At 41.2% G+C, this 14,176-nt stretch carries 10 protein-coding genes and 1 riboswitch; of the genes, 2 read left to right on the top strand and 8 right to left on the bottom strand.

Annotation, left to right across the window (positions count from 1 at the left end; genetic code table 11):
- Positions 1–67: 67 nt before the first annotated feature.
- The 5 genes from thiQ to mpl all read right to left on the bottom strand — a co-directional run bounded on the left by thiQ (position 68) and on the right by mpl (position 5,847).
- Complete coding sequence (thiQ, locus tag HC725_RS14320) at positions 68–772, bottom strand: thiamine ABC transporter ATP-binding protein (protein WP_190332548.1); 705 nt, start codon at positions 770–772, stop codon at positions 68–70.
- Positions 772–2,409: a thiamine/thiamine pyrophosphate ABC transporter permease ThiP gene (thiP, locus tag HC725_RS14315; RefSeq protein WP_190332547.1), complete on the bottom strand. Its 1,638-nt coding sequence runs from the start codon at positions 2,407–2,409 to the stop codon at positions 772–774. Before thiP ends, thiQ begins: the two co-directional genes overlap by 1 nt.
- 56 nt (positions 2,410–2,465) lie before the next feature.
- On the bottom strand, positions 2,466–3,437 hold the full coding sequence (thiB, locus tag HC725_RS14310) for a thiamine ABC transporter substrate binding subunit (protein ID WP_194687975.1): 972 nt from the start codon (positions 3,435–3,437) through the stop codon (positions 2,466–2,468).
- A gap of 130 nt (positions 3,438–3,567) precedes the next feature.
- Positions 3,568–3,680, bottom strand: a riboswitch (TPP riboswitch).
- A 54-nt stretch (positions 3,681–3,734) separates the two neighbouring features.
- Positions 3,735–4,397: a flavin prenyltransferase UbiX gene (locus HC725_RS14305; protein ID WP_190332546.1), complete on the bottom strand. Its 663-nt coding sequence runs from the start codon at positions 4,395–4,397 to the stop codon at positions 3,735–3,737.
- Between the two features lie 91 nt (positions 4,398–4,488).
- Positions 4,489–5,847, bottom strand: a complete 1,359-nt coding sequence (mpl, locus tag HC725_RS14300; protein WP_190332545.1) for a UDP-N-acetylmuramate:L-alanyl-gamma-D-glutamyl-meso-diaminopimelate ligase — start codon at positions 5,845–5,847, stop codon at positions 4,489–4,491.
- Positions 5,848–6,147: 300 nt separating this feature from the next.
- On the opposite strand from mpl, the gene fbp reads away from it, so the two are divergent.
- Both fbp and ppa read left to right on the top strand, forming a co-directional pair.
- Positions 6,148–7,158, top strand: coding sequence for a class 1 fructose-bisphosphatase (gene fbp, locus HC725_RS14295; RefSeq protein ID WP_190332544.1), 1,011 nt, complete (start codon positions 6,148–6,150; stop codon positions 7,156–7,158).
- 250 nt (positions 7,159–7,408) lie between these two features.
- Positions 7,409–7,936 (top strand): inorganic diphosphatase, encoded by a 528-nt coding sequence (ppa, locus tag HC725_RS14290; protein WP_190332543.1) that lies wholly within the window; start codon positions 7,409–7,411, stop codon positions 7,934–7,936.
- Positions 7,937–8,027: 91 nt separating this feature from the next.
- Here the strand turns inward: ppa and HC725_RS14285 are convergent, their stop codons facing one another.
- The 3 genes from HC725_RS14285 to tamA form a co-directional block, all read right to left on the bottom strand.
- Positions 8,028–8,390: a DUF2799 domain-containing protein gene (locus HC725_RS14285; protein ID WP_190332542.1), complete on the bottom strand. Its 363-nt coding sequence runs from the start codon at positions 8,388–8,390 to the stop codon at positions 8,028–8,030.
- Between the two features lie 153 nt (positions 8,391–8,543).
- Positions 8,544–12,347, bottom strand: coding sequence for an autotransporter assembly complex protein TamB (gene tamB, locus HC725_RS14280; RefSeq protein WP_190332541.1), 3,804 nt, complete (start codon positions 12,345–12,347; stop codon positions 8,544–8,546).
- Positions 12,347–14,080 carry an autotransporter assembly complex protein TamA gene (tamA, locus tag HC725_RS14275; RefSeq protein ID WP_238928520.1) on the bottom strand — a complete coding sequence of 578 codons (1,734 nt, stop codon included), beginning with the start codon at positions 14,078–14,080 and terminating at the stop codon, positions 12,347–12,349. Before tamA ends, tamB begins: the two co-directional genes overlap by 1 nt.
- Positions 14,081–14,176 lie beyond the last annotated feature (96 nt).

Genomic DNA, 14,176 nt, shown 5'->3' with positions numbered 1-14,176 from the left:
AAAGACCGATGAAAAATGGAGGCCATTCGAAGCCTCCATTTTTTCATTATTATTCACATAGAAACGGTTACTGAATAAAAGCTGCCAGCTGAGGTGTTATTTTCTGAGTAAACAACATCTCCATACTTCCACTTTCACAGATTTTTCCCTGCTGCATAAAAGCAAAATGTGTCGCCATATTTTTAGCATCTGAAATATGATGGGTAACCATAACCACGCTCACTTCCCTCTCATACGCCAACCGCTTAACGAGTTGCAGCATATCTTCGCGTAATACCGGGTCTAGCGCTGAAAAAGGCTCATCTAATAGCCAAATTGAATGCGACTGAACAAAACAACGCGCCAATGCAACCCGCTGCTTTTGCCCGCCAGATAACTGTTCTGGCAGTCTATCTAGCAGATCTTCCAATCCCACTTGTTGAGCGGCTTGCTCAACCTGTTGTTTGTCGCTTGATGTTAACTTCAACCCAGAATGCAAACCTAAACCAATATTATCGCGCACGCTTAAATGGGTGAATAAATTATGCTCTTGGAACAGCATTGCAATGCCGCGCTGATGAGGAGCTAACCCTAAAACACTTTTTCTTTGTACTTGAATATCACCGCTTATGGGTTCAATAAACCCAGCAATCAAACTCAGTAAAGTTGACTTACCTGAACCGCTTGGCCCCATTAAAGCGAGGATTTGTCCTTGTTCTAGCTGGCAATCAAATTCAAAACGTTCTTGTTCATAGTGATAAACCACTTGTTGTAATGATAAGACGCAACTCATCAGTGACTCCCCTCTTGATTACTGCCGGTATTATTTTGAGACTTATTGTTTTGAGGCTTATTCGCCTGTTTAAAGACCGTTTCTATCAACGCAAAACACAACACGCTAAATAGCAATAAACATAACGCGACAACCGCTGCTGACTGCATTTGATAACTGCCTAATAATTGGAATAAATACAGCGGCAAGGTAGTAAAAGATTGACTACCAAATAAGGCAATTGCGCTGAGATCCCCCATTGCAAACATAAAACTGATCGCAAAAGCATGAGAAATCGGTTTGTTCAACGCTCGCCATTCCATCAAGCGAAAGCGCGACCAACCCTTCATCCCTAAGCTGGCGCAAAGATATTGATATTGCTGCGCAGTTTGAAGCATAGGTTGAGCCAGAGTTTTAATCACATAAGGCAGCGCCATCAAACTATTGACTAGAATCACCACCCAAAAAGCCAAACTGAACACATCCACCTGATCACGAAGCAATAAAAACAATCCCGTGCTCATCACAATACCAGGCGTCACTAAAATAATCGTGCCGAGTAATTCAATGCCATGCGCTCGATTCACATGACCTTTTAAGTGCCATGCTCGACTGGTCATCAAGATTCCAATACCCAAGCATAATGCGAGGCTACTGGCTAAAATAGCCACTTGAACGGAAGACCATAACGCCTGCCAAAACTGGCTGTTTTGCAAGATGATCAGAGCTTTAGGATTGATCCCTTGCCACACCACCATGATTAACGGCGGTAATACCACCAGCATCGAGAATCCAATCCAAACACCATCCCATAGCTTTAATGTCCAATTCGATTTAGTGCTTAATATCAGTCCAGAATGAACCTGACTCGCTGGCAGTGTACGGCTAAATTTTAAAATCGTGAGGCTTAATAATCCGCACAATACCATTTGCCACAATGCTAAAATCGCGCCAGCTTGCAAGTCAAAATCAAATTTTATCGCTTGATAAATAGCCAGCTCAATGGTGGTAGATTTCAGCCCGCCCCCCAACGCCATCACAGTTGAGAAACTGGTGAAGCACAGCATAAAAACTAATCCCGCCACATGTGGCAATTGCTGCTTGATACGTGGCCATTCTACAAGATGAAACTTTTGCCACGGGTTCATCCCTAAATGCGCACACAATTTATGTTGCTCAAACGGAATCGACTCTAATGATTGCAGCAACAACCGACTGGCATACGGAAGATTAAAAAAGACATGAGCAACTAAGATGCCATTTAAACCATAAATAGAAAAAGGCAATTTACGATCAAATAATGAAAATAAATCAGCCAGTAAACCACTGTTGCCTAAAATGGCTAAGATCCCAAATATACCGACTAATACTGGCAGCACTAATGTCGAGGCAAACAATTTCAGTAATAAATCTTTACCTTTAAATTGACGTCGAGATAAGGAGTGCGCCACAGGTATTGCAAGTCCTACACTCAATACCGTAGAGAGAAAGGCTTGGTAAAAGCTGAAATAGGTAATGTGCCGATAATAGTCATCGCCCCATATCCAGCTAAAATCTAGAGTTGGCGCATATTGAATTAACGCGCCGATACTGGCGAGTACAAACAAGCCAATACCAATCGCAATCCATATTCCTAATTTGGGAATAGACCCATTCATCACAAACCTATTCCCATTAGCTTACTATTCTCGTCGTTTTACCACGCATCATCATATTAATTTGAGAGCGCCGATTGCCACTCTCTCGTCCAAGGCTTAAGCTCTTTTGCTACTTGTTTGGGATCCAAACTTAACATTTTACTTGGCACACTTAACTGTTCATAGCCTTTTGGCAAGGTGATACCGGTTACTGGGTACATCCAGTTTGCGGTCGCCATTTGATTTTGGAAATCATCACTCAAAATAAACTGCATGAACTCATCGGCAAGTTTTGGATGTTGGGTACTTTTCACTTTCGCGGCCAATTCAATTTGGCTATAGTTCCCTTCGGTAAAACTCGCCGCCGCATAATTATCATCGTTTTCAGCAATAATATGATAAGCCGGAGATGTGCTGTAAGAGAGCACCATATCCGACTCCCCTTTTAAGAACATCGAATAAGATTCAGACCAACCTTTTGTGACTGTGACGGTTTTCTTAGCTAACTTTTGCCATGCTTGAGGCGCTTTATTGCCATACACGGATTTCATCCACAACAATAAACCTTGCCCTGTAATCGAGGTTCGAGGATCTTGATAAATAATGTTGAAGTCATCACGATCCACCAACTCTTTTAAACTCTTTGGCGGATTCTTCATTTTCTGCTTGTTATACACAAAAGCAAAATAGCCATAATCAAACGGAACAAATAACGAATTATTCCAACCGCCCGGCATGGTGATGTTAGACATATCGACATGATGTGGTGACAGTAACCCAGTTTGCTCGGCTTGATCCATAATGTTGTTATTTAGACCAAGCAGCACATCGGCTTTACTATTTTTACCTTCTAAACGTAAACGACTCAATACAGAACCGCCATCATCTAATGCGACAAAATTCAGCGCACATCCACACTTGGCTTCAAACGCTTTTTTTACTGCAGGACCAGGGCCCCAATCAGAAGTAAAAGAGTCGTAGGTATAAACAGTTAAGACTTCTTTGTCAGCCGCTTGTGCACTAAAAGAAAAAGATAACAATACAGGCAGAACTAACGCACTAAAGACTATTTTGGCTTTATGCGTTATTGAATCAATAGAGTATGAGCATGTATTCGAAGTAGAAAAGATGTCGTTCACTAGAATATCCTTTTTAGTGAGCGGCACAGGAGAATAAGTAGGGAGATCCAAACTCAATTCCTACGCCAGCATTATCTGGTTCAGGTTCACGGGTCTCTTTTTCAACCGAAAGAAGAAAAAAGATCTCAGCACAAGGCTCCCCGATAAGTATTTTGATTGTATTAAATTGTCAATTATTAGGCTAGTGACTAATTCACAGGCGGTGCGTTAATCGCGCTGATCATATCCCCAGCGCGGCACTAATCCTTGCTCAACACCAAGGTGATCTAAAATTCGCGCTACCATGAAATCAACCAAGTCGTTAATGGTTTTCGGTTGATGATAAAAACCCGGTGCGGCAGGCATAATTGTCACTCCCATTTGAGAAAGTTTATGCATATTCTCAAGATGCAATGTCGAGAATGGCGTTTCACGTACCACCAGCAACAGTTGACCACGCTCTTTCATCACCACATCGGCAGCGCGTTCAATTAAGTTATCCGATAGGCCATGTGCAATCGACGCCACACTGCCTGCCGAACAAGGGCACACAACCATTTGTTTTGGCGCAGCCGAACCAGAAGCCACTGGCGAAAACCAATCTTCTTTACCGCATACGATAAGCTTCTCGCTCTCAATCACTTTTTTATGAACGTTCATCTTGTCGCAATGGCTATTTAAATGCTCAATTAAAACTTTTTGCGCCGCTTGTGGGCCACTCGGTAATTTTAAACCATGCTCAGTTGCCATCACCACTCGCGCAGCAGAAGAAATCAATAAATACACGGTATAATCGGCGGCGAGTAAACATTCTAATAAACGCAAACCATAGGGTGCACCTGAAGCACCGGTGAATGCTAATGTAATCTGCTTTTGTGATGACTTACTCATACTCTTCCTTATCCTAGTAAAAAGATCATCATGATCTTTTTGCCTATTATGATCTTTTAGCTAAAACAGCTTTTAGTTTATGATGATCTTTTTACTTTTTATTGGATAATGCTTGTAATAATTTGGCATGGATTCCTCCAAAGCCTCCATTACTCATCACTAAGATCTGATCGCCCGAATTTGCTTGTGCCACTACTCGTTTCACCAACTCATCAATATCACCTTCAACAAAAGCAATCTGGCTACATTGATCAGCTACCGATTGAACTGACCACTCAATATTGTTAGGTTGATATAATCCGACCACATCAGCATGTTTAAAAGCCGCTGCGAGAGTTTGTTGATGCACACCCATCTTCATGGTGCTTGAACGAGGTTCGAACACGGCAATAATTTTACGCTCACCCACCTTATTACGCAGTCCATCAAGGGTGAGATCAATCGCGGTTGGATGATGAGCAAAATCATCATAAACCGTCACGCCCGCTTCAATGCCTTTGAGCTCTAAACGACGTTTGGTATTAATAAATTTCCCTAACGCTTCACAAGCAAGATCAACAGTGACTCCAACATGACGCGCTGCAGCAATGGCCATCAATGCATTATTGACATTATGATCTCCAACCAAGTCCCATTTCACTTCACCACCAAGTTGACCATCAAGGTAAACATTAAAATGACTGCCATCTTTTTGTATTTTTTCTGCTTTCCAATGACCATCATCACCAATGTGCTCAAGCTCACTCCAGCAACCTCGTTTGATCACATCTTCTAACCCTGCATCATTAGCTGGAGCCAGAATACGGCCATTACCAGGAATAGTCCGAACTAAATGATGAAATTGACGCTTGATCGCTTCCAGATCATCAAAGATATCTGCATGGTCGAATTCAAGATTATTCATCACTAAGGTTCGAGGATGGTAATGTACAAACTTAGAACGCTTATCAAAAAAAGCGCTGTCATATTCATCCGCTTCCACCACGAAAAACATGCTGTCGCCTAAACGAGCCGACACACCAAAGTTGCCAAGCACTCCACCGACAAGGAAACCAGGCGCGTAACCACAATCTTCTAAAATCCAAGACAACATACTTGAGGTAGTGGTTTTACCATGAGTCCCCGCCACCGCAAGCACCCAACGATCATGCAACAAAAACTCTTGCAACCATTGCGGACCAGAGGTGTATTTAAGGTTCTGATTTAAGACATATTCCACACACGGATTACCACGACTCATCGCATTACCAATCACGACCAAATCAGGTGCCGGGTTTAATTGAGAAGGATCAAATCCTTCAATAATTTCAATCCCTTGTGATTCTAGTAATGTGCTCATTGGAGGATAAACATTGGCATCACTCCCAGTCACTTTATGCCCAAGTTGACGGGCTAATACCGCAGCCCCTCCCATGAAAGTGCCACAAATACCAAGAATATGAATATGCATAATACGGTTTCCCTGCTCACCTATTTGTGAGGATAATCATCGGTCAATAAATTGGTTGGAATAGTACCTCAAACTTATCGAAATGTATGGTGTACTAAAACAATTTCCCTCCCATTAGCGTGAATTATTCTTTCGCTAATCACAACCCTGCTTAAGTGCACATTTGTGAAACTTCACCAGTTACTTCATTACCATAAATAAGATTCTAGATTTACAATCCGCATCAAGTGTTCAAACATACATACAACAGCCTCACTCTCTTATTACCATGAAGATATTAAACGACAAAAAGGATCTGTTATGTCGACAACCCGCACCTTAGGCGAGTTTATTGTTGAAAACCAACACCACTTCCCCCATGCAAGTGGTGATCTTTCCTCCCTATTGGGATCCATTAAACTTGCTGCAAAAATTGTCAACCGTGAAATTAATAAAGCCGGGTTAGTGGATATCACCGGCTCTGTCGGTGCTGAGAATATTCAAGGTGAAGAACAACAAAAACTGGACCTTTATGCCAACGATAAATTTAAAGCGGCACTTGAAGCCCGTGACCAAGTGTGTGGCGTGGCAAGTGAAGAAGAAGATGAAGCTGTCGCTTTTAATAAGGATCTGAATAAAAATGCAAAATATGTCGTATTAATGGATCCACTTGATGGTTCATCTAATATTGATGTCAATGTATCCGTTGGTACTATTTTCTCTATTTACCGCCGCGTTTCCCCTATTGGTAGTACGCCGACTCAAGAAGATTTTTTACAACCAGGTCATAAACAAGTGGCCGCAGGTTACATTATTTATGGATCATCAACCATGTTGGTGTACACAACTGGTAATGGCGTACATGGTTTTACTTACGATCCATCACTTGGCGTTTTCTGTTTATCTCATGAAAGAATGATGATCCCACAGGTTGGTTCTATCTACTCGATTAACGAAGGTAACTATATTCGTTTTCCAACAGGCATTAAGAAGTACATTAAATATTGCCAAGAAAATGTTCCTGAAGACAATCGTCCTTATACATCTCGCTATATTGGTTCATTAGTCGCTGATTTCCACCGAAATTTATTAAAAGGTGGTGTGTATTTATACCCAAGTACCGAAAGCCACCCCAACGGCAAGCTGCGTTTATTATATGAATGCAATCCAATTGCCTTCCTAATGGAACAAGCTGGTGGTAAGGCGACCGATGGTTACCAACGTATTATGGATATCAAACCAGCAGAATTACACCAACGTGTGCCTTTCGTGGTCGGATCGCCAGTTATGGTAGAAAAAGTCGAATCATTCCTTGAACAATTTCCAGATTAAGCGATATTTTTATATCGTTTGAATAATCATAATCATCGCAATGTGGGTTACTCCAACTCTCATTGCGACCTTCTATATACTTCTTACTTAACTATAAAATTTTACTTACTTAGCTATAAAATTCTTCTTACTCAGTTATAAAGCATTCTTTTAAATAATTTCGATCGCACATCGATAACCTTCCCGCTACAAAATACCGACAAGTCACGTTATAATCTGGCGGTTAATTACTTTTATGGAAGGAATCCCAATGAGCTTAAATCATGTCCCAGCTGGTAAATCACTACCTGATGATCTTTACGTGGTTATCGAAATCCCAGCCAATGCTGATCCAATTAAATATGAAGTCGATAAAGACAGCGGCGCGCTATTTGTTGATCGCTTAATGTCAGCACCAATGTTTTACCCATGTAACTATGGCTATGTAAACCACACTCTATCTTTAGATGGTGACCCAGTAGACGTATTGGTTCCAACGCCATTTCCACTAATGCCGGGTTCAGTCATTCGCTGTCGTCCAGTTGGCGTATTGAAAATGACGGATGAATCTGGTGAAGATGCAAAAGTGATTGCAGTTCCACATAGTAAGCTATCGAAAGAATACGATCACATTCAAGATATTGACGATGTTTCTACGCTATTGAAAGCTCAAATCACGCACTTCTTTGAACGTTACAAAGATCTTGAAGAAGGCAAGTGGGTAAAAGTCGATGGTTGGGAAGATGTCGCGTCTGCTCGCCAAGAGATTTTAGAGTCTTTTGAGCGTGCTAAAAAATAACTTTTTGTTAAAAACACATATTTAAATAAAACCCTCAATGATTTAGCGATCATTGAGGGTTTTTTATATCAATATTATTGAATCAAAACGACTACATACCGCCATGATTAGATTGCATTCCCGACATGTAATCTTGACGGAAGAAAGGGTTCATATTATCGCAAATTCCACGATAAGGTTGTCCAGTTGAACCTAGCCATGAGGCATTTTGGCTACAATATTTTTTCTGACCAACAAGATAACCTTGATGGTAAGCATCAGATGCTTCATTGCTCAGCATCGTCAAACCACTTTCACTGGATAAATCTTCCTTAGAATGCTCAACAAAACCTTTGCTTGCACGTTCTTGCCCGTAAGCTTGCCAAGCTTGAGTATTACTGCTGTCTGGCATTTTATTTTGCGATGCACAACCCGCAAGAATAATGATGGTAATAAATAAAAATAAACGTTTCATAGCTATTCTCCATTATAAACACCTTAAGTAATACGGCTCATATGAGTTTTTTGTTCACTATTCAATCAAAATAATTTAATTATTACATTAACCTTTGAATAAGCTATATATACAAAAACAGGTTGCAGAATTCTTGCTCTAAGAATGACTTATTTAGTTGAAACTAAACTGATAGATGAAATCAACGGCACTATCTAGCCCTGTGACGGCTTCAACATAAAAATCACTCATTAATTCATAACGAACAGTAAATTCACCCAATGCGTTAAAAATTCCGACGCCATATTTCACTTGTAGGCCAGGTGCAATATAACCACTCACTGTTACTTGTGAATCATCCCCCGAGCCAGCAGTCCCAAGTTGCAAGTCTTGTACACCAAATTTTTCACCAATTTCGCCAACCACTTTACCGCTCTTTGCTAAACTCAGCCCAATCAACGCAGTGGTCATAGCACTGCCACCGGCTCCATCTTCCACATCACGTCCACGTAGTAAATAGGATAGCGCATTGGTCTGTGGCATCGCTGGCTCAGAAAATACCACGACTTCTGGTGCATCGGCAGGACCGGTTACGGTGATCCCTGCGATCACATCATCTTCCGTGTTGTCCGGATTTCGAATCGCCTTGATCGAAACATAAGGTTGATCGGCTGGACCATTCATTAGGATCTTACCTTCCTTAATGATCAGATCTTGACCAAAGGATCGATAAGAACCATTTTCAATTCGTATCTCACCTAAAATAAAAGGGCCTTTATTCTTTTGTGAAACTTTCAAACTTCCCACTAAATTACCGCGCAAACCGAAAGCAGACAAACTCACATCATTGCCAATATTGATGGTAATGTCCGTTTGCAGATCCATCGGTAAACCGGTGTTCTTCTCTATCGGCTTGAGATCTTGATCCAAGATAACTTCATCTTTCGAAACACTAACAGCGCTTTCAGGCAGTTCTTCAACCAAAATACGTCCCCAAGGAATATCAATATTCCCCGTAATTTTAGCTAGGGTTGGCGTAATGGCGATGGTGAGATCTGGTTTTACTTTTAAACGAACCATAGGAGGCGCTTCTACTTTTAATTCATCGCCATACGCGCGTAAATTCACTCGCCATTTTTTAAGGTTTGACCAATTGGCATCACCTTCTAAATTAAGCTCACCATCAGGGGTATGAAGATTGGAGTCTAGCACTGCGGAATAACCATTAAACTTAATATTGACTTCACCGCTATTTACATCAACAGGGAACATCTGACCTTCCAGTTTCATGTCCAGTACTCGAAAATCACCTACCACGTTAGGTTTTAGCATCGGCCCTTGAAAGTTCAATACCGAATTAATATCCGCCTGCATACGATTTTGCTCACTCAACAATGGCGATAAGAAAGACAAATTAATGTGATTAATGACATTCTTCCCTTCCATTGTAGGACGTTTACCCTGTACATCCTGAATCGAGACATTACCTTCAATGTCGCCGTTATTAGTTAGATCCAGTAACCAATTAAGATCGAGCGTATTCTTGCGTAAATTGGCACTTAGTTTTATATCTTCCCAGCCAAGCGTAACTGGTGTTGCCAGTTTTTGAGTCACATGCCCTTTAGGGATCATGACATCTAACTTAACTTGTGGCGGTGTATTTGGTGCCCATTTAGCCCAAACATTTGCATTAAGCTCGCCACTTATTACGGTATCGGCAGGAATAAAGGCTTTTAGCTGTGAAAAGACAAAATGCTTAACTGAAATGGCCGCTTCCCCTTGTTCACCAAGGGTCGCATTATTCTCTAAGCAAATTTTCGCTGGAGCATTTGACCAACAATGTGCATCGACTTGAGCGATCTGTTTATCGATTTGATAAGCCAATGGTAAAGGATTGTCGAGTTGCCAACGCTGCGATTGCAACTCTGGCTGTTTGAGCTCAATTAATGCAGATTCTAATTGACCTTTCCAGTGTGTTTTTGATTGAGTCGAAACACCGCCTGTTAGCACAAAACGAGTGGCAACAATATCGCTAATGGCATCAAAATCTAATTGGTGCTTCACTTCACTCCCAGAAAAACGAAGTTTTAATGTCTCTAAACTATGCTCTTGATATTTGCCTTGAGTGGCTAATAATGAAATGTCGCCACTTGGTGTTGGTAACGGGGTTACCTCCCCTTTGATACTCAACGATTTTAACGCCGCATCCATATCAGGTAAGGCGAGATCTTTCGCTTCTAAGTTCGAGTATATCTTCGGCTGTTTTTGCAATCCTCTCAACCGAACCATACCTTTGATACTGCCTTTAACTTGAGGAATAGATTGCGATAATTTAGGCGCGACAATATCCATATCCATATGCCACTCTTTACCTAAATTCCCTTTTATCAATATGCCATTACTAGCATGAGAAACTCGTAGCCCACGTGTTTTCACATTTATATTGCCATCACCATTAGTATCATTGGCATTCAGTTGCCCTTTAATTACTATTGGATACTGCCTTAAAACCCCTTTAATATCTAAGCTCGGAACTTTAACTTGCCAACCACCTTGCTCCGTTAATGAACCGGAGTTAACGATACTGCCGCTAATCTTCCCTTCCGCTTGTGGCCATTGCAAACCAGGCTGAATATCCGTCAAACCGAGCGTTGCGCTCCAATGAAGTAAATGCTGCCAGTTAACCATCATTTGACCAGAAAGATGCCCACCTAAAGTATCAATATCGATTTTTTTAATACTCACTTGAGACATATCGCCGGAACCTGTGGCCTCTAGCCCTGTTGATGGAATATCGTTACCCGAAGCATCGGCCTGAAGATTAAATTGATACTGCTCCAATGAACCTTTGGCACTTAAATCAGGCACGCTAAGTTTATAGTCTGATGGCCCTTTTAACGGCCAGCGAACTCTAGTTTGACTCAATTGAATATCAAACGGCAAAGTGGCTTTGAGTGGTTGTAGTTTTGCTTGTAAAGTCGCTTGTGCTCCATTTGATAGCTGTGTGCGTAATGATAAGTTAGCGGCACTGCCATCGGCTTCTAAACGAATTTTTTGCCCATTAAGATCAGGCATTTTAAGTTGGCTATTAATACGCAAACTAAGTGGGTAATCACCAGAAAGTGTTACCTTCGCTTTGGCATCCACGTCAGCTTGTGGAACGTCTAATTGCAAGCGTGTTATATTAACTTTAGTACCTCTGGTATCTCCTCTCAGCGCTAAACGGTTAACCACTATCGGCGTCTCACTGGCCATCTTAAAATCTTTGACTTCAAACGATTCAATATTCAAGTTCAAAGGCAATGTAATATTGGGAAGTTTAATATCAGGCTGTTGCGATAACGGAATAGATTTCTCTTTAGATGAGGGTTTGGCTCCTGATGATTGAGCTTCTGATGATTTTTCTTTAGTCGATGCTAGTGACAGACGAATGGTTTTCCACTGAGTCGGTCTGATCGTCAAGGTCTTACCTTGCATATATAACCCACTAGAAAATGATTTCCAACTCACCTTATTACCCAAGATGTTGAGATCAATATCATTTAGAGTTAAATGGGTTAACGACATTGGAATCGGCAAGAATAATGCCGTCATAGAATCCTGAGCATTTTCTGGAGTATCCGAAGATTCAGGTAAGGAAGGGAGTTCTAATGTTAAACCTTGTATCGCGACAGTATCGACACATACTGAACGCTGCAATAAACAATCTAGCGTTACCGCAAAATCAAATTGTTTAAGCTGAGCACTCACGGGTATATCACTGTTATTGTATTGCACATCATGCAGGGTAAATGCAGGTAATAAACTGCCTTGCGTCTCACCAACTTTCAATTCAGGTACGACTTTCTTTGCTACCCACAATGAAGCATTCAACCCAACATTGGTAAACAGTAGCACCGCCACTAATAGCAATACCACCAGCAATGTCGTCGGTATCACTAAAATGATACCCAATAGCCATTTCAATAGTCGCTTCATTACAACTCTGGCCCTAAGGTAAAGTGGATTCGGAATTGATCGCCTTTATCTGCATCTTTTCCATAAGCAAAATCAAGGCGAATTGGCCCAACCGGAGATCCCCACCGAAGCCCCATTCCTAACCCAGTTTTCACTTCTGGTGTATCGGTCCATGCATCACCAAAATCGGCAAACGTTGCCCACCACCAATTGCCAGTAATTCGATATTGATACTCAAAACTACTGGTCGCCATATAAGCACCACCCTCTAATTCACCCTTACCGTTTTCTGGTGATATTTCTTCATAACCATAACCGCGTAAAGAATTAATCCCGCCGACGAAAAACCTTAATGATGGCGGAACCTCATCCCAATTTTCAGCGAAAGTTCCTCCGGCATCGAGCCTCGTTAAGAAGCGATGATTTTGTCCTAACCCTCGAACCCAAGCTGTGTGCCCAATAACTCTCAGTAAGCGTGTATCAGAAAAAGCCGCCGGATCGCCATATTCAATATTAATACTTTGTTTGTCTCCCCACATCGGCATAGCACTTGTGCCGCGAGTCCTCACCCTGGAAAATGAGATACCAGGGAGAACGTAAAGAGAATTGCCCGATTCAGAAGCCTGCACATAATCTTCATATAATAGACGAAGGTAAATACTACGATGCCACCCATTGTCATACAGCCAATGTCTTTCAAATGAGAGGTTTTGTTCTTGGCTGTCAGTATCATTTTCATTTTCATCTTTAAAACCATACTGCATTAAATAATAATCATGCAAAACATCTTCTAGAGGAATCTTGTAGTTAGCAATAAAGGTTTTTTCTGGTCTAGAAACCATAACACTAGCACCAACACTATGGCCGTATTTATTTAACCACGGTTTTTTCCACGATAACTTGGCTCTTGGCCCCACATCAGTTGAGTAACCAAGGCCGGTTTCGATCTGGTTTTTAGTTTGTGGGGCAAGATTAACCGTCATCGGTAATTTTTTTGTTTTTCCCGAATGCTCAAGATCGGGTAAAACCGAAACCGAAGAAAACCATTCCGTACTGGATAAGTTTTGATTCAATACCCCAACAGTTACGGATTGATAAGGGTCGCCTTCTTTATAAGGAAGTAAAGAACGCACTCGAGGTTCTTCTATCTGACTTCCCGATATAGTCGTAGCGCCAAAAACATAACGAGGACCACTTTGATAGTGAAGATGAATAAAAGCTTGGTTTCGGTCTGGAGATATTTGCAATCTAGCATCGGTAAACTCTCCATCAAAATAACCTTTTTGCAGTGCTAAATTTCTCACTCCGCTTTTGAAGTTTTCATAATTACCGTGATTAATTACTTGGCCTAAATTTAACTTAGCTTGATCGACTAAACGAACAAAATCGGCATCTGCCGCCGCTTCACCGCTAATATCAATATCACTAACATAAATGATACTAGGTAAACCTTTATCCACCTGAACGATCAATTCGTTATCGCTTGCAGTCTCATCCCCTTCAACGCTAAAGTGGATCTCGGGATTGTAATAACCTAATGCTTTTAAAGCATCGCGAATATTATCTTCAACTTGAGATTGAAAACGCAGGGAGACAGAATACTCATCTTCTTTAATAGACGATAAATACGCGGATATATTGTCTTCTACTTCACCACTCACTCCTTCGATTGTCAGATCTGTTGCTGCATAGCTTGCCGTCATAGGCAAAAGCAGCAAAATACTGAGTACAAAAGAAAAGTGAATTTTATTCATAGGTGATTGTGACTCTATCCTTGAAACGACTGGAACTTCCGTTTATTTGAAATAACGGATAAGACCACTAGGTCTGGTAATATAACTGCTTGCTAA

This window comes from Vibrio sp. S17_S38, assembly GCF_014694375.1.
Classification (GTDB): domain Bacteria; phylum Pseudomonadota; class Gammaproteobacteria; order Enterobacterales; family Vibrionaceae; genus Vibrio.
The sequence above is the reverse complement of the archived record's forward strand: the minus strand, read 5'-3'. Positions and strand labels throughout refer to the sequence as shown.